We start from the raw sequence: 26439 nt of genomic DNA, 5'->3' as shown, positions 1-26439 counted from the left end.
GCTCGGCAGCTGCTACAAGGAGTGCACCCCGGTCAGGTTTTATCCGCGACCGGGTTCGCCGTACGCAACTGCGGCTCGGCCGAACGGGCAATCACGCTGATGATCGCCAGTGCGGCAATCAGCAGCCCAGGTGAGGTCGCCAGCAAAACTCCGGTGGTGCCGGCCCCGGCCGCCAGAATCTGCCCGGCGGCCAAGGGCCCGGCCACCGATCCGAGGCGACCGATCGCCACCGCCGCGCCAACACCGGTGGCGCGCACCGAGGTCGGGTACGACGGCGGTGCCAGGGCGTAAAGCACCAGCTGCGCGGCCATCACAAACAACCCGGCGGAAAAACCGGCGATGGCCATGGGGACGATGCCCACCGACAGGCCGACCCCGGCCAGCGCCGCCAGCAACCCGGCGTAGACAAACAGCACCACTTTGATGCCGTTGCAGCGATCCAGCAGCAGCCCGCCGAGCAGGGAACCGAGGGCGCCGCCGATGTTGAACAGCATCTGCACCAGGCCCGCCTGGGGTTTGCTGAAACCCTGTTCCAGCAACAGCGATGGCAGCCAGTTGAGCAGCATGTACATCACGGTCAGGGTGAAGAAGTAGCTCAGCCACAACGCCAGGGTGACGCGGGTCCGGTCTTCGCCGAACAGCGCCTGGCCGGTTGACGCGCGCGCCACGTTGACGCTGCCTTGTTGCTGGCGAAAGGCGCTGGACTCGGGCAACAGCAGGACCATCAACGGCACCACCAGCAAGGGCACGAGACCACCGATGATGAAGGTCATCTGCCAATGTTCGGCGAACAGCATGGCGACCACTGCCGCCAGTGCGCCACCCAACGGCACGCCGGCATACATGATGCTGATCGCAGTGCCGCGACGTTGCTCACCCACGGCTTCGGCACACAGCGCGATCAGGTTGGGCAGGGCGGCGCCCAGGCCCAGGCCGGTCATGAAGCGCGCCAGTAGCAGGGTTGAGAAACTGCTGACGTAGGCGGTGCTGAGGGAGAACACGCCGAACAGCAGCACTGCTGCGATGAGGATTTTCTTGCGGCCGATGCGATCGGCGATCCAGCCGCCGAAGAAGGCGCCCGGCAGCAAACCGATGATGCCGGCGCTGAATACCCAGCCCATCATTTTCGGGTCCAGGGCAAAGGTCTGGCGCAGGCCCGCGGCGGCAGTGCCGGCGGCTTGCAGGTCGAAGCCTTCGATCAGTGCAACGATAAAACACAGGGCGATGGTCAGCGTCGTGCGACGTGATGGGGTGTCCATGGCGAACCTCATTATTGTTTTTGTTGGGGCTGACGGGGGAACGCGAGCCTGATCGCTGCAGGCGATAACAGGCTGAAATTAAGATTAACAAAGATAACTAAAAAATGAATCGTCAAAGTTTTCTGCTGAAAAATGTCATTAAATTCATTTAAATCAATGTGATGACATGTGGAAGAGGATGGATTTAAAAAATAGATAATAATATTAATGTTCGTTTATCGGTCATTGTGGGTTGACGCGACCTTCAGGCGTTTCCATTCTCTGGCCGGAGATCCTTGGGACACCCCCGACGATCCCGTTCAAAAAACAACAACAATAAGTGGACATCGAGCATGCCAAATCTCCCTCGGGACGCCCTTGCGGCGACCTCAGCTTTACCTGTTCGCGCACGTCGCCTGGCCCTGTTGGGTTTGAGTGTGATTGCCACTCCGGCGCTGGCCGAAGGCTTCATCGATGACAGTCACGGCACCTTGACCCTGCGCAATTACTACCTGGATCGGGACTACAAGGACGACGGGGCGAAAACCGCAGCCCGGGAATGGGCTCAGGGTTTCATCATGAATGTGGAGTCGGGCTTTACCCCGGGGACCGTCGGCTTCGGCCTCGACGCCCGCGGCTTGATGGGGGTCAAGCTCGACTCGTCGCCGGACCGTAGCGGCACTGAGTTGTTGCCGGTGTCCGCCAGCGACAAGCGCGCGGCGGACGAGTATTCGCGCCTGGCCATGACTGCCAAGATGCGTTTTGCCCAGACCACGGTGAAGACCGGCGATGTGTCGATCTTCCTGCCGTTCGCGTTCGCCAGCCCGTCACGGCTGCTGCCGCAGACGTTTCGCGGCACCACCCTCAGTTCAAAGGACATCGACGGACTGACCTTCAACACCGGCTACATCGATCGCATCAACAAGCGTGATTCCACTAACTACCAGCCGATGAGCATCGCCTCGCCGAACCGGCGTTTCAACGGCGCGGCCACCTCATCGCACATGGCCTATGTCGGCGGCGATTACCAGGTGAACAAGGACCTGAGCCTGCGTGCCTATCACGCCGAAGTGGCGGACCTGTACCAGCAGAACACCCTGGCCTTGCTGCATACGTTGCAGGTGGGCGAGGGCACGCTGACCACTGACTTGCGCAGTTTTTTCAGCGACGAGGACGGCAGCGCCAAGGCTGGCAAGGTGGACAACCGCAACCTCTCGGCGCTGTTCGGCTATCGCTTTGGCGGCCATCGCCTGAGCCTGGGTTATATGCACTCCAGTGGTGACACCGCGACGCCTTACGTGTCGGGCACCGAGTTGATGGGCATGAGTGAGCTGACCATGAGCTCGGACTTTCTCAATGCCAAGGAACGAACCTGGCAGGCGATCTACGACTATGACTTTGCCGCCGCCGGGGTGCCCGGCCTGAAGAGCCGGTTGCGTTATGTGCGCGGTGACCACATCGAACTGGCGACGCTGAATGCCGACGACCGCAAGGAGCGGGAGTTCCAGATGGAGCTGGGGTATGTGATCCAGAGTGGCCCGTTGAAGAACGTCGGGCTGATGGCTCGCAAGTCGATCTATCGCAATGACTTCCCCGCCGGCGCGGCGTTTCGCGATGAAAACCAGACCCGCTTTCTGGTGCTCTACACCGTGCCGATCTGGTAAGTCGTTTCAGGCCTGATAGACCTTCTTCAGCAGCCTGAGCAGCTCTTCGCGTTCCTGACTGTCGAGGGCGGACGTGGCATCCATGTCGCTCTCGGCAGCGATCAGTTTCAGCTCCTTGAGCAGGGCTTCGCCGGTCTTGCTGAGAAAAATCCCGTAGGAGCGTTTGTCTGGTTTGCAGCGCACTCGCACCGCCAGCGCCCGGCTTTCCAGTTTGTTCAGCAGCGGCACCACTTGCGGCGGCTCGATGGCCAGCGCCTTGGCCAGGTCGGCCTGCATCAGCCCGGGGTTCTGGTCGATGATCGCCAGGGCCGAGAACTGCGCCGGGCGCAAGTCGTGGGCCGAGAGCCGGCCAATCAGGTTCTGGAACAGTTTCAACTGCGCCCGGCGCATGGCGTAACCGATCAGGTCGTCGAGGGCTGCGTCCAGCGACGCCTGGGTTTCGGCGCTGTCGGCAGGGGCCTCGGGGGCGGCGGCAATCTTGGAAGACTTGGCCATTACAGGGTGAATCCTCGGGCTGGCGGTTAAGAAGGCTATCTAGTTTGCCGAGATTGGCGAGGGATAGCCACGACCTCTTTCAGATTTCTGGGCGCTGCGCCTGTTTCAGGCACGAAAACAACTCGGTTAATTTTATTAATAGTTAATTGACATAACTATATTTGCGGTTTAGTTTTTACCCATCGTCAAGCCAAGAACAAGAGAGCATCGCCATGAGCAATTACGAAGGTCGCTGGACAACCGTCAAAGTGGAAATCGAGGAAGGCATCGCCTGGGTCATCCTCAACCGCCCGGAAAAACGCAACGCCATGAGCCCGACCCTGAACCGCGAGATGATCGACGTTCTGGAAACCCTGGAGCAGGATCCGGACGCCGGTGTACTGGTGCTGACCGGTGCGGGCGAAGCCTGGACTGCGGGCATGGACCTCAAGGAATACTTCCGCGAAGTGGACGCCGGCCCGGAAATCCTTCAGGAAAAAATCCGCCGCGAAGCCTCTCAATGGCAATGGAAACTGCTGCGCATGTACGCCAAGCCGACCATCGCCATGGTCAATGGCTGGTGCTTCGGTGGCGGTTTCAGCCCGCTGGTGGCCTGCGATTTGGCGATCTGCGCTGATGAAGCGACCTTCGGCCTGTCGGAAATCAACTGGGGCATCCCGCCGGGCAACCTGGTAAGCAAGGCCATGGCCGACACCGTGGGCCATCGTCAGTCGCTGTACTACATCATGACCGGCAAGACCTTCGGCGGGCAGAAAGCCGCCGAGATGGGCCTGGTCAACGAGAGCGTACCGCTGGCACAACTGCGTGACGTAACGATCGAGCTGGCGCGTAACCTGCTGGAGAAAAACCCGGTGGTGCTGCGCGCGGCCAAGCATGGCTTCAAGCGTTGCCGCGAACTGACCTGGGAGCAGAACGAAGATTACCTGTACGCCAAGCTCGATCAATCGCGCCTGCTGGACACCGAAGGTGGCCGCGAGCAGGGCATGAAGCAGTTCCTCGACGACAAGAGCATCAAGCCCGGTTTGCAGGCTTACAAACGCTGAAGCCCAGCGTCGAATCAAGGCGAGCTGGCCGGGCGATCGAGCGTCCGCCAGCTGTTCGCCCCGGCGCCTCGGCGCTACTGTGAGCCCCTCGAACGTATTCCCGATAAAGACAATAAAGAGGAATCACCATGCTGGACGTGCCCCTGCTGATCGGCGGCCAGTCGTGCCCCGCCCGAGACGGTCGAACCTTCGAACGGCGTAATCCGGTGACCGGCGAAATCGTGTCGCGGGTTGCCGCCGCCACCCTGGAAGATGCCGACGCCGCGGTGGCTGCGGCCAAAGCGGCATTCCCCACCTGGGCGGCCCTGGCCCCCAATGAACGACGCACCCGCTTGCTGCGCGCGGCCGAGCAGTTGCAGGCCCGCAGCGCGGAATTCATCGCCGCCGCCGGCGAGACCGGCGCCATGGCCAACTGGTACGGTTTCAATGTGCATCTGGCGTCGAACATGCTGCGTGAAGCGGCATCCATGACTACCCAGATCAACGGCGAAGTCATTCCCTCTGATGTGCCCGGCAGCTTCGCCATGGCCCTGCGGCAACCGTGCGGCGTGGTGCTGGGCATCGCGCCCTGGAACGCTCCGGTGATTCTCGCTACCCGCGCCATCGCCATGCCGTTGGCCTGCGGCAACACCGTGGTGCTCAAGGCGTCGGAATTGAGCCCGGCGGTGCACCGGCTGATCGGCCAGGTGTTGCAAGACGCCGGCCTCGGCGATGGGGTGGTCAACGTCATCAGCAACGCGCCCCAGGATGCCCCGGCGATTGTCGAGCGGTTGATCGCCAACCCGGCGGTGCGTCGGGTCAACTTCACCGGCTCGACCCATGTCGGGCGCATCGTCGGTGAACTGTCGGCGCGTCATCTCAAACCGGCGTTGCTGGAACTGGGCGGCAAGGCGCCGTTACTGGTGCTGGAAGATGCCGATCTGGATGCGGCAGTCGAGGCCGCAGCCTTCGGTGCCTTCTTCAACCAGGGACAGATCTGCATGTCCACCGAGCGCCTGATCGTCGATGCCAGGGTGGCCGATGCCTTTGTCGCCAAACTGGCGGCGAAGATCGCCACCTTGCCCGCCGGCAACCCCAATGCCGAAGGTTCGGTGCTCGGTTCGCTGGTGGACAGCAACGCCGGCGAACGGATCAAACTGCTGATCGACGATGCCCTCGACAAGGGCGCAAGCCTGGTCGCGGGTGGCCGGCTGGAGGGCAGTATTCTGCAGCCGACCTTGCTCGACGGCGTTACCGATGCCATGCGCCTGTACCGCGAAGAGTCCTTTGGCCCGGTGGCGGTGGTGCTGCGCGGTGAGGGCGACGAAGAACTGCTGTGTCTGGCCAACGATTCCGAGTTCGGTTTGTCGGCGGCGATCTTCAGCCGCGACACCGGCCGTGCCCTGGCCTTGGCTCAGCGGGTCGAATCGGGCATCTGCCATATCAACGGCCCGACCGTGCACGACGAGGCGCAGATGCCTTTCGGCGGGGTCAAGTCCAGTGGCTATGGCAGTTTTGGCGGTAAGGCATCCATCGAGCACTTCACCCAATTGCGCTGGGTGACCTTGCAGAACGGACCGCGGCACTACCCGATCTGAGAGCTGTCGCAGCGTAGGGCGACGCCCGCTTGAGAGCGATCGTCGCCCGCGTGCAGGCCAGACATAACAATAACAAGGCTGCCATGCCCCAGTTGACTGCTTTGCAGCGGACTGGTGGCGTGCCTTGATGGAGAACAAGCACGTGAGTTCCGAATTCAGATCGCCACCTCAGACCGAAGCCAGTGCGCCGCGCTATCGGCAGGTATCCATCGGCCGTCCTGCGGTTGAGGTCCGCGAAGAGCAGGGCATATTGCATATGCGCTCCCTGGAACCCTTGGCCGAGTTGCCCGTACGCTTGCTCGATCGCCTGGTGCATTGGGCCCGGGTGCGCCCGCAACAGACCTTTATCGCCGCTCGCCAGGAGGGCGGCGACTGGCGTCGGGTGAGTTACGCCGAAATGCTGACCAGCGTCCGCGCCATTGCCCAGAGCCTGCTGAGTTACGGCCTGTCGGCCGAGCGACCGCTGGCGATTCTCTCGGGCAACGACATCGAGCATTTGCAGATGGCCCTGGGCGCGATGTACGCCGGCATTCCCTATAGCCCGATTTCCCCGGCCTATTCGTTGTTGTCCCAGGATTTCGCCAAGCTGCGGCATGTCTGCGACCTGCTGCAACCGGGCCTGGTGTTCGTCAGCGACGCCGCAGCCTATCAGCGGGCGATCGACGCGGTGCTGCCGGCCGAAACGCCGCTGATTACCGTGTGTGGCCAAGTGCCGGGCCGCCGTCAGGTGAGCTTTGCCAGCCTGCTGGAACAGCCCGGCGGTGCCGAGGCCGATTGCGCCTTCACGGCTACCGGGCCGGACAGCATCGCCAAATTTCTGTTTACCTCAGGTTCCACCAAACTGCCTAAGGCGGTGGTCACCACCCAGCGCATGCTCTGCGCCAATCAGCAGATGCTGTTGCAAACCTTCCCGGTGTTCGGCGAAGAACCTCCGGTTCTGGTGGACTGGCTGCCGTGGAATCACACCTTCGGCGGCAGCCATAACGTTGGCATTGTGCTGTACAACGGCGGCACCTTTTACCTGGACGACGGCAAACCGACCGTTCAGGGTTTTGCTGAAACACTGCGCAACCTCAAGGAAATATCGCCCACCGCCTACCTGACCGTGCCCAAGGGCTGGGAAGAACTGGTCAACGCCCTGGAGCAGGACGGCGAGTTGCGTGAGCGATTCTTCTCGCGCATGAAGCTGTTCTTTTTCGCTGCCGCCGGTTTGTCGCAACGGATTTGGGATCGCCTGGACCGGGTCGCCGAACAGCATTGTGGCGAACGCATTCGCATGATGGCCGGGCTCGGCATGACCGAGGCGTCGCCGTCCTGCACATTCACCACCGGGCCACTGTCCATGGCCGGTTATATCGGCCTGCCGGCACCCGGTTGCGAAGTGCGCCTGGTGCCGGTGGACGGCAAGCTGGAAGGGCGTTTCCGTGGGCCGCACATCATGCCCGGTTACTGGCGCGCGCCGCAGCAGACCGCCGAGGTGTTCGACGAGCAGGGCTTCTACTGTTCTGGCGATGCGTTAAAGCTGGCTGACCCCTGTGATCCGCAACTCGGGCTGATGTTCGACGGTCGCATTGCCGAGGACTTCAAGCTGAGCTCCGGCGTGTTTGTCAGTGTCGGCCCGTTGCGCAATCGCGCGGTGCTCGAAGGTTCACCCTATGTTCAGGACTTGGTGGTGGCCGCCCCGGACCGTGAGTGCCTGGGTGCGCTGGTCTTTCCCCGGTTGTATGAGTGCCGACGTCTGGCCGGTTTGAGTGCCTACGCCAGCGATGCCGAGGTTCTGGCCAGCGCGCCGGTGCGTCAGTGGTTCAGCGATTGGCTGCAACGGCTCAACCGCGACGCCACCGGTAATGCCAGCCGCCTGGAATGGATCGCGCTGCTCGACGAACCTGCTTCCATCGACCGCGGTGAAATCACCGACAAGGGCTCGATCAATCAGCGTGCGGTGTTGCAGTGGCGTGCCGACAAGGTCGAGGCGCTGTATCGCGGCGAGGAACCTTCCATCTTGCGTGCCGGACCTCTGCCGTGAGCGGCGCGGGGCAGTATTCGAGCTTTAGCGATGTGGCGATTTTCGAAGCCCTGCGCACGCCTTGGGTCGACCTCAGCGGGGCCTTGGCTCAAGTCTCGCCGATCGATCTGGGGATCAAGGTCGGGCGCGAGGTGTTGGCCCGCGCCGCTGTCGATCCTTGCTCGGTGGACAGCGTGCTCGCCGGCTCCATGGCCCAGGCCAGTTTTGATGCTTATCTGCTGCCTCGGCATATCGGCCTTTACAGTGGCGTGCCGCAAGAGACTCCGGCGCTGGGGGTGCAGCGCATCTGCGCCACCGGTTTCGAACTCTTGCGGCAGGCCGCCAGGCAGCTGGATGACGGCGTGCAGCTGGCCCTGTGTGTGGCCGCCGAATCGATGTCGCGCAATCCGATTGCCGCCTACACCCACCGCAGCGGTTTCCGGCTCGGTGCCGAGGTGGCGTTCAAGGACTTTCTCTGGGAAGCCCTCTACGACCCGGCCCCGGGCGTAGACATGATCACCACCGCCGACAACCTGGCCCGGCGGCATGGCCTGAGCCGCGAAGCGGTGGATCGCTACGCTCTGCGCAGTCATCAACTGGCGTTGCAGGCGCAAGCCGACGGCTGGTTCGAACCGGAACTGGTGGCGCTCGGCAATGAACGCTTTGATCTGGCCGGCTATCAACCACGGGGTATTCAGTTGCCACGGGGCGTGGATCGCGTGTCGCACGACAGCCACCCACGGCCTACAGATCTGGACGCCTTGCGCCGATTGCGGGCAGTGCATGCCGACGGTGTGCAAACGGCCGGCAACAGTTGCGCGGTGGTCGATGGCGCGGCGGCCGCGCTGGTGGGGCGAGCTTCTGCGGCCCGGCGTCCGGTGTTGGCCCATTTGCTGGCCAGCGCCGTGGTGGGCGTGGCACCGGAGTTCATGGGCATCGGACCTGCACCCGCTATCCAGTTGCTGTTGCAACGCAGCGGGTTGGCCCTTGGCGAAATCGGTTTGCTGGAAATCAACGAAGCCCAGGCGGCTCAGGTGCTGGCCGTGGCGCAGGTGCTGGAACTGGACGGCGAGCGGCTCAACCGGCGGGGCGGCTCCATCGCCCTGGGGCATCCCCTGGCTGCCAGCGGATTGCGTCTGGTGCTGACCCTGGCCAGGCAACTGCGCGAGGGCAATCTGCGTTATGGCATTGCCGCCGCGTGTGTCGGCGGCGGGCAGGGCATGGCTCTGCTGATCGAGAATCCTGCCTGGCAGGGTTGAGGCAGAACACCGGCCTCTGCCCAAACCTGGCGTCACTATCTTGCGTTACTATGCAGGCCCACCTTTCTGGAAGTTGCCTGGATGAGTAAGCCCGGTCAAACGGTGCTGGTCGCATTGCGCAAGATGATCGCTTCGGGCGAGCTGGCGGCGGGCGAGCGGTTGATGGAAATTCCCACGGCTGAGCTGTTCGGTGTTTCGCGGATGCCGGTGCGCATGGCGTTCCGCACGCTGGAGCAGGAAGGCTTGCTGGTGCGCTTTGGCGGGCGCGGGTTTCAGGTGCGTTCGGTCAGCCCCGATGACATTGCCGGTGCGGTTGAAGTGCGGGGCGTACTCGAAGGCCTGGCGGCGCGTCAGACCGCCGAGCGCGGGCTCTCGGACGAAGCCCGGGCGACCCTCGAACAGTGCCTGATGCAGGGCGATCAGCTGTTCGACAAAGGGTACGTGACTGTCGAGGACCTGGAGGTCTATCACGACCTCAACATGCGTTTTCACGAGGTGATCGTCGAAGGCAGCCACAACCCGGCGATCGCCGATGCCCTGGCGCGTAACGATCATTTGCCCTTCGCGTCGGTAACCGCCCTGGCCGTGGACCGCAACGACATGGTCCGGGAATACCGGCGCTTCAACTATGCCCACATGCAACACCATTCGGTGTTCGATGCCTTGGTCAACCGCCAGGGCGCGCGGGCCGAAGCGATCATGCGCGAGCACGCCAACGCCACGTTGCGTTACGCCGAGGTCTTCGGCTCAGCGAAGGCTGACGAGCGGATGAAGGTCATTCTCCGCTCGGAATAGGTTCTAGATATCCAGCACCAGCAGCGGCGTTTTCGAGCGCGAGCAGCAAGGGGTGAACTGATCGTTGCAAGCCTGTTCATCCTCGGTGAGGAACAGGTCGCGATGCTCCGGCACACCCTCCAGAACCCGCGTCAGGCAAGTGCCACAAATGCCTTGTTCACAGGAGATGGCGATCTCGATGCCCTGGTTTTGCAACACCTGCACCACGCTCTTGTCGGCCGGCACTTCGAAGACCTGACCGCTGCTGGCGACCTTGATCGAGAAACTGCCATCGGCGCCCGTATCGACGGGGGCGGCGGCGAAGTATTCGCGGTGCAGGCATTGCTCCTGCCAGCCCTGCATCCTGGCCGTGTCCAACACGTGCTGCATGAAGCCGCCGGGGCCACACACGTATAAATGAACGTCGCTATGCGGCGTGGCCAGGACCTTGGCCGCGTCCAGCGCAGTCTCGGGTTCCTGATCGAAATGCAGGAACACCCGGTCGGCAAAAGACGAGTGTTGCAGGCGTTCGACAAAGGCCGCACGGTCCCGTGATCGGGCGCAGTAATGCAGCTCGAAATCCGCGCCGCTGTGGGCCAGGCGCTCGGCCATGCACAGAATCGGCGTGATCCCGATACCGCCCGCAAACAGCAGACTGCGCCTGGCCTCATGGACCAACGGGAACAGGTTGCGCGGTTCACTGATCGGCAGGCGCGTGCCGGGCTGGATCTGCTCGTGCATGGTCAGTGAACCGCCCCGGGAGGTCGGGTCCTTGAGCACACCGATCAGGTAGCGATGGCGTTCTTCGGGGTGGTTGCACAGGGAGTATTGCCGGATCAAACCACCGGGCAGGTGCACATCGATATGCGCACCGGCGCTGAAGGCCGGCAGCGGTCGGTCATCGACACTGGCCAGCTCATAGCTGCAGATATCCTGGGCTTCGTTGTTGCGCGATACCACCAGCACTTCGATCATGCCATTGACTCCTGCGGAGCTTGTTCCTTGGCGATCAGGCGCTCCAGAACGCGCCGCGACTGCACGCCGCCAGCGTCGATATTGAGCTTGAGCAAGTTGCGCGCAGGATGGCTGAGCAGGTTCTGTTGCTGGCGTTCGAGCATCTCCAGGTCCTCGCTGAAAATCTTGCCCTGTCCCTCGCGAATGCTCGCGGTCAAGGCTTCATCCTGCGGATTGAAGTTTCGTGCCATGCCCCAGAAGTACCAGATCGAGGTTTCGGTTTCGGGTGTGATGAAGTCGACGACGATGCTCGACGCCTTGAGCTGCTGAGGCGCGTGATAACCGCCATGGCCGGCATGGGCCACCCCGACTTCGATCAGCACATGGCTGGGCGGGGTGAAGCGGCAGATCTGCCAGCGGTCCACCGGCACATCGTCGGCCAGGTTGTTGCCGCGCAGGGCCATGCGCCAGAAAGGCGGGGCCATGATGTTTTCCATGTGGCGGGCGGTGACCACCTCGTCGCCTTCGACCGTGGTCACCGGCGGCGCTTCGTCGATTTCCTTTTGGCCGATGCTGGACGCATGAACGTAGGTTTCATGAGTCAGGTCCATCAGGTTGTCGATCATCAGCCGGTAGTCGCACTGGATGTGGAACAGGCCGCCGCCATAGGCCCACTCGTCACTGACCGCCCATTCCAGATGATGGATCAGCGCCGGATCCGCCAACGCCTGATCGCCAGGCCAGACCCAGATAAAGCCATAGCGCTCGACCACGGCAAAGGTCTTGTTGCACGGGAAGCCGCGAACCCGCTGCCCGGGCATTTCCACGGTCTTGCCGTCGCACCCCATCACCAGGCCGTGATAGCCGCACACCAGATTGCCGTTTTCCACATAGCCCAAGGACAGCGGTGCGCCGCGATGCGGGCAGAAGTCCTCGACAGCCGCCACCTTGCCCTCGTGCCCGCGGTAAAAAACCATCTTTTCACCACAGATCTGACGGCCCAGCGGCTTGTCGGCGATTTCGTCAGGGGTGCAGGCGACGTACCAGGTGTTCTTGGGGTACATGGAGATTCTCCAAGGTTGTTTGTTGTTGTTTAGTGGATCCATTAGTGGTGATTTTAGGGGGTATTGTCAAATTAATTCTGCTTGTTAACGATTTAGTGGATCCATTAAATCGCTTGTGAGCTCTTCTGGATCAATGCCGCCGGGAGTCTCTGAAATCCAGCACCCTCCGGTCGCCAGGAAATTGAGCGCACGCTAAGATCGCCTGCAAACGTTTCGACGCCATCGAGGCAACTTCACGGGGCTCTGTAGTGAACATCGACACCCGCATCAAATTCCGTCATCTGGTGTGCTTTCTCGAAATGGCTCGTCAGGGCAGCCTGGCGCGAGCGGCGGATACCTTGGCGGTGAGTCAGCCAGCGATGTCGAAGACGCTCAAGGAGCTGGAGGAGCTGCTGGCGGCAAGCTTGTTTATACGCAGTAAAAGTGGTGTAAACCTGACCGAAGCCGGGGTTGCCTTTTTGCGTTATGCCGGGCCTTCGGTGCAGGCGCTGCGTGATGGGGTGAATACCTTGCGTGGTGGCGAATATGCGGCGGGCAAGGTTCGACTCGGTGTGTTGTCGACAGTGGAAAGTTTGCTGGTGCCTGAGGTTGTACGGCGCTTGCACGAGCGCCATTCGGCGCTGGTGGTGAGTGTAGTGACCGGGCCAAGCGCTTATTTGTTGTCGCAGTTGCGGGTGGGCGATGTGGACCTGGTGGTCGGCCGTATGACTGATAGCCCGGAGATTCAGGGGCTGACCTTCGAGCATCTGTACAGTGAATCCATGACGCTGGTGGTGCGCCCCGATCATCCCTTGTTGGCCAGGCCACTGGAGCGTAGCGCCCTGGAAAATTACCCGCTGGTGCTGCCGCTGGCAGGGACGACGATTCGCAAATTTGCCGACAGTCTGTTCGTGCAATGCGGCATCAGCCAGTCGCGGCAGCGTCTGGAAACCTTGTCTGTGACCCTGAGCCGTCGTTATGTGTTGTCCAGCGAGGCGATCTGGATCGCGCCACTGGATGCCGTGCGCCTGGATCTGGCCAGCGGCGAACTGGTTGAGATCAATCTGGGGCAGCGCGAACCGGGTGGTTCGGTGGGGATTTCCAGTAACGCCAGCTTGCCCTTGTCACTGGCGGCCCAGTGGTGTGTCGAGGTGCTGCGCGAGGTAGGGCAGGCGTATCGCGAAGGGGTTTATCCATAACCATTTGGTTATGTGTTGAGAGCGGTTTTTCAATGTTCCCCAGCCTTCTGTTGTTTGAAACTGCGCAGGCAGTGCTCCATAAATCAAACAACAGGAGATCGACATGTCTGATGCAGACAACAGTCGTTTCGTTATTCGTGACCGTAATTGGCACCCCAAAGCCCTGACCCCTGATTACAAAACCTCTGTCGCCCGTTCTCCACGCCAAGCCCTGGTGAGCATTCCCCAGTCGGCCAGCGAAACCAGCGGCCCGGATTTCTCTCACCTGAAGATGGGGCGGTTCGATAACGATCTGCTACTCAACTTCAATAATGGCGGGTTGCCGGTGGGGGAGCGGATCATCGTTTCCGGCCGGGTCTGTGATCAATATGGCAAGCCCATCCCGCATACCCTGGTGGAGATGTGGCAGGCCAACGCCGGTGGTCGCTACCGGCACAAGAATGATCGCTACCTGGCACCACTGGACCCGAATTTCGGCGGTGTCGGCCGCGCCCTGACCGACCGTGACGGCTACTACAGCTTCCGCACCATCAAGCCGGGTCCTTACCCATGGCGCAGGCCCGAATGAGTGGCGTCCGGCGCACATCCACTTCTCCATCAGCGGGCCATCGATCGCCACGCGCCTGATCACCCAGCTGTATTTCGAAGGCGATCCGCTGATCCCGATGTGCCCGATCGTCAAGTCGATCGCCAACCCGGACGCGGTTCAGAGCCTGATCGCCCGGCTCGACATGGGTAATGCCAATCCGATGGATTGCCTGGCCTATCGCTTCGACATCGTGCTGCGTGGCCAGCGCAAGACCCACTTCGAAAACTGCTGAGGAGGCCGTCCATGCCTATCGAACTGCTACCCGAAACCCCTTCGCAAACGGCCGGCCCTTACGTGCATATCGGTCTGGCCCTGGCGGCTGCCGGCAACCCGACACGGCCAGAAGAAATCTGGAATCAGATGGCCAAGCCGGGTGCCGAGGGCGAACAGATTCTGCTGATTGGCCATGTCTATGACGGCAACGGTCACCTGGTGCGCGACTCGTTTCTGGAGTTTTGGCAGGCCAATCATGAAGGGGTTTACGACCCGGTCTTCGACTCGGAAAAAGCCTTCAACAGCTTCGGCCGAACCGCCACCACCTTCGATGCAGGGGAGTGGACACTCAATACCATCAAGCCTGGCGTGGTGAAGAATGCCGGCGGGGTGCCGATGGCGCCGCACATCAATGTGTCGCTGTTTGCCCGCGGGATCAATATTCACCTGCACACCCGGCTGTACTTTGCCGATGAACCACAAGCCAACGCGACGTGCCCGGTGCTTAATCTGATCGAGCAACCGCAGCGTCGCGAAACGCTGATAGCGCAGCGTTGTGAGGTGGATGGCAAGGCGGCTTATCGTTTCGACATCCGTATTCAGGGGGAGGGTGAAACGGTGTTCTTCGATTTTTAAAGGCAACAAAAAACCGCTGCCACGTTCACACGGCGGCAGAGGTTTTCAGGTGTTACTGGCTTACTTGCTATCAGGCAGCGCGTAAGCGATCACATAATCGCCGCGATCGGGCGACTGACGCGCACCACCCGCGGTGATGACAACGTACTGCTTGCCTGTTTTCGGCGACACATACGTCATCGGGCCACCCTGGCTGCCCACGGGTAGCCGGGCTTTCCAGGCCTCTTCTCCGTTGGCGGAGTTGAAGGCGCGCAGGTAGTAGTCCTGTGTACCGGCAATGAACACCAGGCCGCCCTGGGTGGAGAGCGTGCCGCCCAGCGTCGGCATGCCGATCGGCAACGGCAGATGCATCTTGATACCCAATGGGCCAGTGTCCTGGACGGTGCCAACCGGCACTTGCCACGCGACTTTTTGGGTTTTCATGTCGATCGCGGTCAGTGTGCCAAAGGGCGGTGCCTGGCAAGGGATACCGGCAACCGACAGGAAGCGGTTCTTGTTCACTGCATACGGGGTGCCTTTGAGCGGTACCGCGCCCATGCCGGTGTTCAGTGCTTCACCACCGGAAGAGGCCTTGGCATCTTTCTTCGCCGCAATCATCTGGATCCACAGGCCCAGACGCATGTCGTTGACGAAGATAAAACCGTGTACCGGGTCAGTCGAGATACTGCCCCAGTTCATCCCACCCAGCGAACCCGGGAAGCTCAGCGAGACATCGGTGCCTGGTGCGGTGTACAGCCCCTCGTAACGCATTTTCTTGAACGAGATACGGCAGAGCAGTTGATCGAACGGCGTCGCCCCCCACATGTCCGACTCGGTCAACGTTTGCGCGCCAATTTCCGGCATACCCACCGATTTCGGCTGAGTCAGCGAGTAAGGTTCGTTCGGGATGTTCGACGTTTTGACCGGAACCTCTTCCACCTTGGTCAGCGGTTTGCCGGTGGCGCGGTCAAGCACGAAGATCTGACCGGCTTTGGTGCCGATCACGACGGCGGGCACCTTGCTGCCGTCAGCCTTAGTGAAGTCGATCAGGCTTGGCTGCATGGGCAGGTCGAAGTCCCACAGGTCGTTGTGGACGGTTTGGTAGACCCACTTTTCTTCGCCGGTTGTTGCGTTCAGTGCAAGCACCGAAGCGCCGTACTTGTGGTTCAGAGCCGTACGTTCCACACCGTAGATGTCGGTGGACGAACTGCCCATCGGCAAGAACACGGTGTTCATCGCCGGATCGTAAGACATCGGTGCCCAGCTGTTGGGGGTGCTGCGCACGTACGTGCTGCCGGCAGCCGGAGCCTGCTTGTCTTCGGGGTTGCCCAGGTCGAATGCCCAGCGCATCTCGCCGGTGACGACGTCGAAACCACGGATCACGCCACCTGGCATGTCGGTCTGGACGTTGTCGGCGACACGGCCGCCTACGACCACGGTGGTCCCGGCCATCAGCGGTGCCGATGACAGCTGGTAATAGGAGTCAGGGACGTCGCCGAGACCGGCTTTCAGATCAACCTGGCCATTGTTACCGAAGCCCTGGCAGAACTCCCCTGTGTCAGCGTCCACTGCAATCAGGCGCGCATCGATGGTGTTGGTCAGCAGACGGCGCTGGCAGTTGGCGCCGGCCGGTACCGACACGGGCTTGGCGGGTGTGCTGCCGTCAGCAGGCTGGGCGAGCGCGGCGGTAGCGTCGAAGTAGGCGACACCGCGGCAACGTTGCCAGACACGGGTCTTGGCGTTTATCTCTTTTTTCCACAGCTGTTTACCGGTGTCGGCATCCAGTGCGATGAGGTTGTTGTGCGGGGTGCAGATGAACACCTTGTCGCCAACCTGCAACGGCGTCATCTGATCTTCGGCGCCATTGCCGTCGCTGATCGCGATGTCCCCGGTGTTGTAGGTCCATGCCGGCACCAGCTTCGAGACGTTGCTACGGTTGATCTGGTCCAGCGCGGCGAAGCGGCCGCCGCCTTCGTCGTTACCGTAGTGTTCCCAGTTTTTCTGGGCCTTGGCAGGGTCGACCTTTGTCAGGCCTGGGCCGTCACCGTTCGGCGAGACAGGGGCATGGGGGACGAACATACCGGCTCCACCTGCAACGATGGCGATTGCCAGCACACCGCTCAGCGCGTAGCCACTGCGACCGCTGGCCAGGCTATTGGCCTTGCGCAGGTGAGGGTAGACCAATGCCACCAACAGGCTCAGCACGCCCAGGGCGAACAAGCGAGAGATCAGTGGCCAGAAGTTCAGCCCGACATCGGCCAGCGCCCAGATCACGGTCAGCACCATCACCGCCGCGAACAGCCAGGCGCCCTGCAGACGCTGCTTGAAGAGCAGTACGGCAGATGCGATCAAACCGCAACCGGCGAGCAGGAAGTACCAGCTGCCACCCAGCGTGGCGAGGTAACCACCACCTGCTGCGAAGAATAATCCAAATGCCAGCACGCCGAAGGCGACGACCCAGATGGGCCAGCGACTGACGGATGCCGAAGGTCGAGACTTAGTCATGTTGCATGATCCTACTGACGCATGAACGTTTGTGGGGAGGGTTAAGAGTAGTGAAGGCAAGTCTGAAAATAGTTGTTAACTATTTGGTTAATAGCGCAAAGATATCAAAAAAATCGGACCCTGCGACAAATTGTCATTTACCGAAAAGGAGAAACACTGTTGCGGCGATGGTAACAATCGAGAGGAAAACCCCTGAACACGCGGGGCGAGCTGGCGAAGATTGCCTTCGGCCGGATGCGATTGGCCTACCGCAACGAGCGATAGGCAATGGGGTCGATGTAGGCGGACTGCAGGTCCCGCTCCGGGATCTCCCAGATGATTTGCTTTGGCGGCGTTTCTTTGGAGGCCGGGTTGTTGAGGTAGCTGTTTGCAGCGCCAGAGAACGCTCCGCCGTCTTTGGCGAAGTTACCCACGGGGGCGCCCAGTGCCTGCTGCAGAAACCCTGCGAAGTTGGAGTTGCGCGAGAATGAAGTGCCGATGAGCGCGGTGTTGGGGAGGTCGGCATCGCCAAAAAGGTCGGCCTCAGTGTCAGGGCTGGCGGCTGACGCAACAGGAAGTTCGTGGGTGCTGGTTTGGGCGACCATATCGGGTGCGGGTTGCCATTTGAGCGGCAGCCAGTCGATGCCCGCCAGATGGACCAGATCGCCAGGTCGCACCGCGAGCGGGGCATGACTTTCGCTGAACGACCTGCTTGGCGTGGCGCTGATGCCCAGGGTCTTCAGGCGCTGTGTGATGGCATCGGCCGCTGCCTTCGCGCCGGATTCGCTCCAGTGCGTATCGGTGCGCAACCAGGCACTGGCCCCCAGTGGCATCAGCGCAGCGGTGAGGTCCAGATTCGACACGCCACCCGCATCCAGCTTCGAGGTCCAGGCCTGGATGCGTCCTTCGAGAGCGGCTGGGCGGTGCAGTGCGCAACGCTGCTCGGAAGCGATGCGGCTCTTGTCTGGAACGATGACCACCAACAGGCTGATGCCACGTTGGGAGAGCTGCTGCTTCAGATCAATCACGGCCTGGGCTTTGGCATCGGCATTGCGCTGCGCTTGATGATTGACCTTGAGCTCATCGGCCAGAAACAACCAGCCGGGACAACCTGAACGAACCCTCGGCCCGGTGTCACTGAGGAGCAGCCAACTGACACCGCGCTCCAGCTCGGCGAAGGTCGTGGGGAGGTGAGCGTTCGACAGTTCCTTGGCGATCCGATGAGTGATATCACCGTCGAGAATCTGCGAGGTCAGCACTTTACCGGGTAACAGCGAGATCTGCCCTGAAACGATCAGACGGCCAGAGGACACCAGCCCGACGAACAGGAATATCAGCAGTACCACGCCTGCCAACCGACTGCTGCGTGTCGCCAGATCATCTAGCTGAGTGGGGGGCGGGATGTGCTTTAGGGTTGTCATCAGAATTGGAAGTACAGGAAGGGTACGGTTTCGCGACTGGCGATCAGTGCGAACGACAGCATGAAACCGGCGATGGGCCAAAGGGCGGTGGTGTAGAGCAAAAGGCCCCCCAGTCGTTTCTCACAGTAAGGGTGCAGCAGCGGTGTGACGACACCGAACACACCCAGCAAACCCGCAAGTCCGTGTACCGGGCGCAGGGTCGCGGACAGTTCGTCACCGAGGGCAATGCCCTGCAGGCCGAACTGTCCGGCATACAGGCTCAGCGCACTATGAAAGTCGGGGGCGCGGAACAGTGTCCAGGCCAGGCAGACAAACAGCAGGGTCAGTCCATGGGACAGCACCGGCGGTACAGAGGGCAGGGTGGAACGGTTCCAGGCACGATCAACACATAACGCGAGGCCATGGGCGCAGCCCCACAGCAGATAGTTCCAGCTGTCACCACCGTGCCAGAGGCCGGCGATGGCCATGATCAGGAACAGGTTGTGGTAGGTCTTCCAGGCGCCGTTGCGATTGCCGCCCAACGGAATATACAGATAGTCGCGTAACCAGCTGGACAGCGACAGATGCCAGCGGCGCCAGAAGTCCTGGATGCTGTTGGCAAGATAGGGACGGTTGAAGTTCTCGGGAAAGTGGAAGCCCAGCATCAGTCCAAGACCAATGGCCATGGCGCTGTAGCCGGCGAAGTCGAAGAACAGTTGCAAGGAGTAGGCAAGGCAGCCGATCCAGGCGTCAGAGAAACTTGGGTTCTGCACTTTGAACGCCACGTCGACCACCGGCGACAGGGTGTCGGCCACCAGGACCTTCATGCTCATCCCGACCATGAACCGGCGTGCGCCCAGCGAGAAATTCTGCCAGTTGAAGTGACGCTGATTCAGCTCACGTCTAACCCAGTCATAGCGAATGATGGGACCGGCGACCGAATGGCCGAACATCGAAATATAGGTGGCGTAATTAATGAAGCTGCGTTCGACCGGCACGGTGCGGCGGTGTACATCCACCAGATAGGAAATCGCCTGCAATACGATAAACGATAGCCCGGCCGGCATGATGACCCGCTGCCAGTCCAGCGGCATGGCGCCAGACCAGGTAAGGGCATCGATCAACGTACCGGCGACGATGTTGGCGTACTTGTACCAGCACAGCACCGCCGTGTTGAGCACGATCAATGTCACGAGTAGCCGCACGCGGCCCTTGTCTTTTACCCGCAAGGCGTCAATCAGCAAGCCGCCGGCCCACGCCATGATCGTCAGCACCACATGCACTGCGAGAAACCGAGGGCTCAACCAGCCATAGAACAGCCAGCTGCCGATCAGTAACGTGACGTTGCGCCAGGCGGCTGGGCACACTGCATAGCTGCACAAGAACAGCGGCAGGAACAACGTCAGAAACTCGAGAGAGGCAAAAACCATGGTGGTGGCGCGATCCGATCAGTGGGCCAGGACGTCAGTCGCGAGCAACAGGTGCGGGCCATTTGCACCCGGTAACAGCACAACGCTGTAGCGTTCGCCGGCCTTGAGCTGGCCCAGGTCCAGCGGGGCGCCGACGTTGGTTTGGGCGCAGACCAATTGAACCGACAGGCTGACCGGGTTGATCGCTCGGCGTTGCACGTTGCCGTCGGCCACCTCCTTGAACAGGTCGGTGTTTTTCCCCGCAGCACGCAAACCGGCCTGGGTGCACGCTGGATCGGCGCTGATAAACGCCAGCGAGGCTCTCAGGCTATTGAAGTCGTCGGGTTGCTCACGGATGACGACCTGGCGGATACCTTGAGCGCTGTCTGGCAAAGCGATCACACTGGCGAATTCGCCTGCTGCCACCTGGATGTCCAGCGGCTGGCTTTTGCCGTTGCGTTCCAGGGTGCCCTTGATCGGCTGGTTGGCGGGTACGGGCAGGTAGTCGGACACGGCATTCGAACCCTCGAGTCTGAGGCTGGCCCGCGAGCCTTCGGCCAGCAGCTGCAAGGGGCGATCGGCGGCATTGATAAAGCGCAGGAAGGCCGAGTCCTGATCCGGGCCCGTCGGGTACAGGGCAATGTCGGCGGCCTGGGCGTGCAGGCTCAGCATCAAGGGCGCGAACAGCGCCCAGCCACATGTGGATCGGGTCATTTGCCGGCTCCTGTGCTGCTGACGGTATTGGCGGGCAGTTTGGCCAACGCACTGCCAATCGCAGTGCCCCAGGCTTGATAACCGGCGACGGTGAAGTGCTGCCCATCGGTGGTGATCCACTGCCCGGGTTTGGAGAGCGTCAGCGAATCGATGTAGGTGCAAGGCGCCACGTTCGCGGCCAAAAACTGCGACATCAACTGGGTGCGGGCATCATTCTTTTGGTACATGCCACCGGCTTTGCCCCAGGCCGGGCCCACCCAGGCGCAACGGGTCCCGGTGGCCGCGATGGCCTTGGCCAGGCCGGTGACGCTTTGCCAGGCCCAGGCCTTCGGAAACACGGGCTTGTCATAGGACGCCATGGTGTCGCCGATGACCAGTACCACCAGGTCGGGCTTGTCGGCGGCGATCAGGTCCTGGATCGGTGTGGTGGTTGCGTCACGGCCCTTGATCACAATCTTGTCGTTGCCTTTGCGCTCGGCACCGCAGTCGACCTTTTTACTGATTAGCCAGTCACCAGCGCTGGCGCCACAGGCACCGATGGAGTGAACCAGCGCGCCTTGGCGAGTCAGGTTGTCGTGCAGCGGCTCCAGCAAATGGTCCGCGAGGCTCATATGGCTCTCTCCAAGAACAAGGAGAGTCAGGCCGGCAAGGGCAGAAGTGGGCATCGAAAACTCCAGAATGATCAGTTGGAATAAGGCGAGGTGTATGGGCTGACCGGTAGGCTCATGGGGCCGCCGATGTCCTCGAACAGGTAACGCAAAGACAGGGCGCCGCTGAATTGTTGGTAGTCGTGGGCGTTGTCCAGGCCCAGATTGGCGCCCAGCAGGAAGTTCGAAGCGAGCTTGTATTCAGCTGCCGCGGCGACGCTGTAGCCGATCCCGGTTTTGCTTTGCCCGGCGTAGCGCAGGCCCGAGGCCGCCTGCAGGGCTTTGTCGGTCGGGAAATAGTCGACACTATCTTGCTCGAAATGCTGCACGCCGACCGAGCCCTTGACTTGATACGTCAAGCGCCCGGTGCGTTGTGCCCAGGTCACCGGCACGCCCAGCGCGAAGAACGTCTGCGGGCTGAAATAGCCGCCGTGGCCATAGGTGAAATAGTCCTGATTGTTCGCGTAGCTGATGCCGGTCATGCTCAGGCCGACGGTCAGCTTGCTGTCCGTTGCATTTTGCAGGTACCAGTAGACACCGCTGCCCAGTTCACTGCGGCTATTGGATTCGACATGGTTGCCCAACAGCTGGTGCCAGGAGGCGTAGCCATAGGCGCCGACTTCGCTGTCGTCATAGCTCAACTGGCCACGCCCGCCGTTGGCGGTCACACCGCCCCAGGACTGCCCGCTGCGTTTGTCCGTGGTGCCGGCAAACGAGGTGACGCTGTCAGTCACCGGACGCCGGGAAACGCTCACCCCGTAGCGGACATTAGAGGAGTCGCTTATGGGGCGATCAACGCTGATGCCGCCCGTGGCGGTGGTGTATTTGAAGCCGAGCGGAGTGGTGCCGAGATCGGCCTTGAGCCCATCCGCGGGCCGTTGAATCGCGACGGAAAGGCCGACACCCTCGGCTTTTTGCGAGCCGACGCCGTCGCTCTGCGCACCGCTACCGAAGCGCTGCCGAGCCTCGTCGCTGGCACTGCCGGCATTCAGCGAGACCGGCGTCACGCGCAGGGCGACGCGGCTTTCCTCCAGCGGGATATTGATTTCCAGCGGCGTTTCAATGTCGGTCAGTTTGCTCAACCCCGACTCACTGTTGTTGCTGCGAATGCTCACGCCCTGGGTGACGTAGGCACTGCGCTCCTGAAGGATTTTATTCAGCGCTAGTTGCGCGGGGCTGATGTCTTCATTCACCAGTGCTGCGCGCGGCAGCTGCGACTCGAATGGATTGCTCGCCTGCTGTGGCCTTGGCAGGGCGTCAATGCCAAAAGGGCTGTTAGACCTCACGCTGCCCGGCATCTCCTGAGCCGGTGGCGGGATCGCTGCCAGCAAGGTGTCGCGACTGACCTCGTTACGTGGACCCGACACCCCCGCAAAAGGGTTGGGCGCCACTGTCGAACCGGCCAGTTGGCCGCTCTGGTTTCTGCGTTTCTCGCTCTGTTCGATGGCCACTGCCTTGCGCAGCAGGTCGGTCGCCGTGCCGGTCTTGCCCATGTTCTGGTAGAGGCGTGCGGCTTCGGTCAGCGTTTGAGGGTTGCCGGATTCGGTCTTGAGCAACTGTTGCAGTGCCTGTTCGGCAAAGCCTGTGTCATGTGCCAACACCGCCGCGTCGGCGGCACCCAACAGCAGTTGCGGGTCGTTTGGCTGACGTTGTAATAGCGGTTTGTAGAGTTCGAGGGCTTTTGCCGTGTCGCCGTTGGCCGAATACATTCGCGCCAGCGCCGCGACGGCAGCGCTGTCACCGGGACGTTGCGCCAGCGCGGGCGCCAGCGTGTCATAAGCGCTGGCCAGATTGCCTTGTTCACGCAAATGGTCAGCCTGGCGGATGCGATAGAGATGGAGCAGGTCGTCGAAACGCTTGCGAGTCGGTGCGTTCAAGGGCTTGTTCTGAAGGTCGCGCAGAATCTCGTTGACCTGTGCGTCTTCTCCGGATTCAAGCAGGACCGCGGCGTATTGCAGGATGAAGTCCGCCGAGGGCGCAGAGGTGCGTTGCAACTGGTCGCGGATGAGGGCCAGCGCACGGGTCGGTTCGCCGATGTCGACATAGGCCGAGGCCAGGCTCGCCGTGCGATCTGGACTGTTGTTGGCCATCGGCTGAATACGATCGAGCAAGGTCAGGGCTTCCTGGCGCTGTCCGCGCTTGCCCAACCCGATTGCCTGGCTGAGTTGCAGGTTGAGGCTGACATCAGCGGCCAGCGCTTCAATGTCCGGGGTGCGCTGGTCGGGGCGCAAGCGTCCCAAGGTTGCCTGGGCGGCTTTCCACTCACCCATCTGGACCGACAGCAAGGCGCTGACGTAAAGCGCATCGGCATTGTCGGGGTGGGCCTGGAGCATGGCGTTGATCAGGTCCCGAGCCTTTTGCGGTTCGCCCATCGCCAAGTGCAGACGGGCCAGGGCGAAACGTGTCCAGATGTTGTCCGGTTCGTAGCGCAGCGCGTCTTGCAAGGCGTTGCGCGCAGCGGGCAGGTCGTTGCGTTGTTCGGCGAGGGCGGCCAGTTGTGTCGCGCGCAAGACTTGCAGGCGTGCAGACTGGCCGATCTTTGCCTGCCCGGTGGCTGGCAGGCTGTTGATCAGTTGCAAGGCTTCATCGTTCTTGCCGCTCTTGAGCAGCACGTTGACCAACCCTTCCTGTGCTTGAGGGTCGTCGCGGCGCAGATTCAAAATCTGCCGATAGTTGCGCTGAGCGTCATCGAACTGGCCCGCGCTGGCCTGAATATCCGCCAGGGCGAGGCGAGCATCCACCCCGTTTGGATTCTGCCGCAGCGCCTGGTTCACCAAGGCCTGTGCCTGGGCTGTCTGGCCTTTGGCCTGGGCGTCGCGGGCCTGCTGCAACGCCGACCAGTAGCGCACTTCGTTCAGCGCCACTTGCCAGCGGCTGCCGTCGTGTTGTCGCGTGGCCTGACCCAGGAGCTTTTCTGCTTCGGCCAGTCGGTGTTGCTGCTGGCGAATAACGCCAAGGCCGCCCAGCGCGTCAGCATCATCGGGCCGGGTTTTCAAGCGTGCTTGAAAAGCCTGTTCGGCGGTGGCCTGATCGCCTTCTTTGAGCGCCTTCAGGCCGCGCGCGACTTCGGCGGGCGGTTGCCATTCCTTGCTGGCCGTCGTTGCCACCTGTTGCTTGCCCTTGTTCATCTGCGCCCGGATTTCCACGTCATCCGGATGCGTCTTGAGGTACGCCTCGAACAACGGCACTTGTGCCGGATTGGGCGGGCCGATCCAGGTCAGCGCCAGGCGCCAGCTTTCGTCGGCATCACCGGCGATGTCGGTACGCTGGGTCAGCGCGGCCAGGGCGCGGATGCCCTCGGCACGGCTGTCTTCATGGCGGACCAGATGCTTGGCGTAAAACAGCGCGACGATCGAGTCGTTGGGCATCTCACGTTGCAGGCGCTGAAACCCGCTGCGTGCTTGCGCCCAGTCAGCCTGATTGAAGGCAAGGTTGTTGTAATACTCGCGGCCGATCGTACCTTGAGGTGGGCGGCCATCGAACAGCGAGCGAAACACGGTGGTCGCCTTGTCACGCTCACCGGCATCGACGAGGCGCCGAGCCTCTTCCAGACGCCGCTGGTTCTGCGGTTGGGCCATGCCGATGTCCTGCGCCAGTTGCAGTGCCTGCCGAGGCGTTGGCTGGATGGCCTGCAAGCGGGCGAGGTATTGCTGCGCCTGTTGTGGCTTGCCCTGTTGCACGCCGATCAAGCCCAGGCCATACAGTGCGTCAACCTGGACCGGGTCCAGCAGCAGGACTTTCAGCCAGACTTCCGCAGCGCGCTGAGGGTTGTTGTGCAACTGCCAGTACTGCCCTTGCTCGACGAGTAATGTCTGTGGCGTCGGACTTTGAGCGTGTGCAGCAGCCGTCCATGCGCTCATGACGGCGATGGCTAGCGTGCGTTGGTGCGGGTGCATGCGGTCTCCCAGGAGAGTTTCAGCGTTCCGTCTTCCCGGAATCGGTAATGTTTATCTGCCCAGCCGAGCGCGAACAGGCTAAGCATGAAGTTGTAGTAACGCGGCGTACTGGCGTCGGCATCAGGCCTGGCCAGCGCCTCTTGCAGGGCGAGTTCCACGCGGTGTCGTTGCTGATCGGCCAACCGGGGATGCCCCTTGGCCTCAAGGTAGGGAATCAGTGCAGCCCGGAATCCGAACGGGCTCTGACCCTGAACACTGCCATGGAGAACCTGGACTGTTTCCGGGGGGGAACCCGTCGCGACAGTGCTGCGGGCCATGCCGTCCAGCCGTTTGAGCAGGAGCGCTGCCAGCGGTTCGGAGGTGTCACTCATGCCCAGCCAGAGGTATGCGCGAATGGCATCGTAGCTGCCCGTGTCGCCATTGATCGGATCGCTTGTGAAGACACCCGATTGCGCTGAAGTGCCTTGATAACCGACCCAGTCAGCGACGAAACCGTGGTGGCTTGATTGGGCAATCATCGTCGCGGTGTTGTTGGCAATCGCTTGCCAGGGCCCGTTGGGGGCTTCCTTGGCCAGCCGCCGTAACAGTGGCAGTGGCAGATAGCTGGGGTTCAGGCGCCAGAGAGCATCCGGCAGGACGAAACCCTGTGGTCCAGGCAATACCATCGGGCCCAGCCCGGGCAGCGTGACGACCAATTGCGCTTCAATCGTCGCCATCAGGTGCAGGGCATCCTGGCGATACTCCGGCCGATGCCACAGGCGGGCGGCTTCGAGCAGGGTGTAGGCGATCCACAAGTCGGCGTCGGCAGCCGAATTGGCATCTTGCAGGCGCCACTGACCGTCCGCGCCTTGCCCCCATAACCAGCCTGGCAGGCGTGTGGCAGTGGCGGAGCCTGCGAGGTTGGCTGATGTCCAGCGCCAGAGTTTGTCAAAGCGTGCCTGATCGTTGCCGATCAGTGCGAAGAGCATGCCGTAGGACTGTCCTTCAGAGGTGCTGTGATTGTTCTCCAGGCTCGATTCCAGAACCCGGCCGTCGGCCTGGACGAAACGCGCTGAATAGGTTTGCCACAGTGGCCAGGCCGGCAACTCACAGGGGGTTGCGGCCGATAGCGCAGGCACCGGCAGGGCGAGCGCAAGCACCGCGCTCAACCTGCGCGCGTTTGCGCGCAGGCATTGGCGAAGTGAAACTCCCGGGCTGCTCATGGACGACACAGGCATGCGC

At 61.8% G+C, this 26439-nt stretch carries 19 protein-coding genes and 1 pseudogene; 9 read left to right on the top strand and 11 right to left on the bottom strand.

What is annotated here, in order from left to right; translation table 11 throughout:
- Nucleotides 1-32: 32 nt before the first annotated feature.
- On the bottom strand, nt 33-1259 hold the full coding sequence (gene mhpT, locus PMI21_RS07545; protein WP_007940334.1) for a 3-(3-hydroxy-phenyl)propionate transporter MhpT: 1227 nt from the start codon (nt 1257-1259) through the stop codon (nt 33-35).
- A gap of 332 nt (nt 1260-1591) precedes the next feature.
- Between mhpT and PMI21_RS07550 the strand changes: the two genes are divergently transcribed.
- Nucleotides 1592-2902 carry an OprD family porin gene (locus PMI21_RS07550; RefSeq protein ID WP_007940333.1) on the top strand — a complete coding sequence of 437 codons (1311 nt, stop codon included), beginning with the start codon at nt 1592-1594 and terminating at the stop codon, nt 2900-2902.
- A gap of 6 nt (nt 2903-2908) precedes the next feature.
- On the opposite strand, the gene PMI21_RS07555 is transcribed toward PMI21_RS07550, so the two are convergent.
- Nucleotides 2909-3397, bottom strand: a complete 489-nt coding sequence (locus tag PMI21_RS07555) for a MarR family winged helix-turn-helix transcriptional regulator (protein WP_007940332.1) — start codon at nt 3395-3397, stop codon at nt 2909-2911.
- Nucleotides 3398-3609: 212 nt separating this feature from the next.
- Between PMI21_RS07555 and PMI21_RS07560 the strand changes: the two genes are divergently transcribed.
- The 5 genes from PMI21_RS07560 to PMI21_RS07580 all read left to right on the top strand — a co-directional run bounded on the left by PMI21_RS07560 (nt 3610) and on the right by PMI21_RS07580 (nt 10076).
- Entirely contained in the window at nt 3610-4440 is an 831-nt protein-coding gene (locus PMI21_RS07560) for a p-hydroxycinnamoyl CoA hydratase/lyase (RefSeq protein ID WP_007940331.1), read from the top strand.
- Between the two features lie 128 nt (nt 4441-4568).
- Nucleotides 4569-6017 (top strand): aldehyde dehydrogenase, encoded by a 1449-nt coding sequence (locus tag PMI21_RS07565; RefSeq protein WP_007940330.1) that lies wholly within the window; start codon nt 4569-4571, stop codon nt 6015-6017.
- A gap of 142 nt (nt 6018-6159) precedes the next feature.
- Entirely contained in the window at nt 6160-8043 is a 1884-nt protein-coding gene (locus tag PMI21_RS07570) for a feruloyl-CoA synthase (RefSeq protein WP_007940329.1), read from the top strand.
- Nucleotides 8040-9281 carry a thiolase family protein gene (locus PMI21_RS07575; protein ID WP_007940328.1) on the top strand — a complete coding sequence of 414 codons (1242 nt, stop codon included), beginning with the start codon at nt 8040-8042 and terminating at the stop codon, nt 9279-9281. Before PMI21_RS07570 ends, PMI21_RS07575 begins: the two co-directional genes overlap by 4 nt.
- Nucleotides 9282-9362: 81 nt before the next feature.
- Complete coding sequence (locus tag PMI21_RS07580; protein ID WP_007940327.1) at nt 9363-10076, top strand: GntR family transcriptional regulator; 714 nt, start codon at nt 9363-9365, stop codon at nt 10074-10076.
- A 3-nt stretch (nt 10077-10079) separates the two neighbouring features.
- On the opposite strand, the gene PMI21_RS07585 is transcribed toward PMI21_RS07580, so the two are convergent.
- Nucleotides 10080-11030, bottom strand: a complete 951-nt coding sequence (locus tag PMI21_RS07585; RefSeq protein WP_007940326.1) for a PDR/VanB family oxidoreductase — start codon at nt 11028-11030, stop codon at nt 10080-10082.
- Nucleotides 11027-12073 carry an aromatic ring-hydroxylating oxygenase subunit alpha gene (locus PMI21_RS07590; RefSeq protein ID WP_007940325.1) on the bottom strand — a complete coding sequence of 349 codons (1047 nt, stop codon included), beginning with the start codon at nt 12071-12073 and terminating at the stop codon, nt 11027-11029. Before PMI21_RS07590 ends, PMI21_RS07585 begins: the two co-directional genes overlap by 4 nt.
- Before the next feature lie 248 nt (nt 12074-12321).
- Here PMI21_RS07590 and pcaQ point away from each other — a divergent pair, with 248 nt between their 5' ends.
- The 3 genes and pseudogenes from pcaQ to pcaG all read left to right on the top strand — a co-directional run bounded on the left by pcaQ (nt 12322) and on the right by pcaG (nt 14689).
- A complete protein-coding gene (pcaQ, locus tag PMI21_RS07595) occupies nt 12322-13251 on the top strand; it encodes a pca operon transcription factor PcaQ (protein WP_007940324.1) in 930 nt (309 codons plus the stop codon).
- 103 nt (nt 13252-13354) lie between these two features.
- Nucleotides 13355-14072, top strand: a pseudogene (gene pcaH / locus PMI21_RS0128270) (protocatechuate 3,4-dioxygenase subunit beta).
- 11 nt (nt 14073-14083) lie between these two features.
- Nucleotides 14084-14689 carry a protocatechuate 3,4-dioxygenase subunit alpha gene (gene pcaG, locus PMI21_RS07600; protein ID WP_007940321.1) on the top strand — a complete coding sequence of 202 codons (606 nt, stop codon included), beginning with the start codon at nt 14084-14086 and terminating at the stop codon, nt 14687-14689.
- A gap of 60 nt (nt 14690-14749) precedes the next feature.
- Here the strand turns inward: pcaG and PMI21_RS07605 are convergent, their stop codons facing one another.
- The 7 genes from PMI21_RS07605 to bcsZ all read right to left on the bottom strand — a co-directional run bounded on the left by PMI21_RS07605 (nt 14750) and on the right by bcsZ (nt 26435).
- Nucleotides 14750-17173, bottom strand: a complete 2424-nt coding sequence (locus PMI21_RS07605; protein ID WP_007940320.1) for a glucose/quinate/shikimate family membrane-bound PQQ-dependent dehydrogenase — start codon at nt 17171-17173, stop codon at nt 14750-14752.
- A gap of 245 nt (nt 17174-17418) precedes the next feature.
- Nucleotides 17419-18573 (bottom strand): alginate O-acetyltransferase AlgX-related protein, encoded by a 1155-nt coding sequence (locus PMI21_RS07610; RefSeq protein ID WP_007940319.1) that lies wholly within the window; start codon nt 18571-18573, stop codon nt 17419-17421.
- Nucleotides 18573-19982 (bottom strand): MBOAT family O-acyltransferase, encoded by a 1410-nt coding sequence (locus PMI21_RS07615; protein WP_007940318.1) that lies wholly within the window; start codon nt 19980-19982, stop codon nt 18573-18575. Before PMI21_RS07615 ends, PMI21_RS07610 begins: the two co-directional genes overlap by 1 nt.
- A gap of 18 nt (nt 19983-20000) precedes the next feature.
- Entirely contained in the window at nt 20001-20675 is a 675-nt protein-coding gene (locus tag PMI21_RS07620) for an alginate O-acetyltransferase AlgF (RefSeq protein WP_007940317.1), read from the bottom strand.
- Nucleotides 20672-21340 carry an SGNH/GDSL hydrolase family protein gene (locus PMI21_RS07625; protein WP_007940315.1) on the bottom strand — a complete coding sequence of 223 codons (669 nt, stop codon included), beginning with the start codon at nt 21338-21340 and terminating at the stop codon, nt 20672-20674. The genes PMI21_RS07620 and PMI21_RS07625 overlap by 4 nt, the downstream gene beginning before the upstream one ends.
- Nucleotides 21341-21357: 17 nt before the next feature.
- Entirely contained in the window at nt 21358-25218 is a 3861-nt protein-coding gene (locus PMI21_RS07630) for a cellulose biosynthesis protein BcsC (RefSeq protein ID WP_007940314.1), read from the bottom strand.
- Nucleotides 25194-26435 (bottom strand): cellulose synthase complex periplasmic endoglucanase BcsZ, encoded by a 1242-nt coding sequence (gene bcsZ / locus PMI21_RS07635; RefSeq protein ID WP_007940313.1) that lies wholly within the window; start codon nt 26433-26435, stop codon nt 25194-25196. Before bcsZ ends, PMI21_RS07630 begins: the two co-directional genes overlap by 25 nt.
- Nucleotides 26436-26439: the final 4 nt, after the last annotated feature.

Origin of the sequence: Pseudomonas sp. GM18, assembly GCF_000282195.1 — a bacterium.
GTDB lineage: Bacteria > Pseudomonadota > Gammaproteobacteria > Pseudomonadales > Pseudomonadaceae > Aquipseudomonas.
This window is presented reverse-complemented; position numbering and strand designations above follow the sequence as displayed.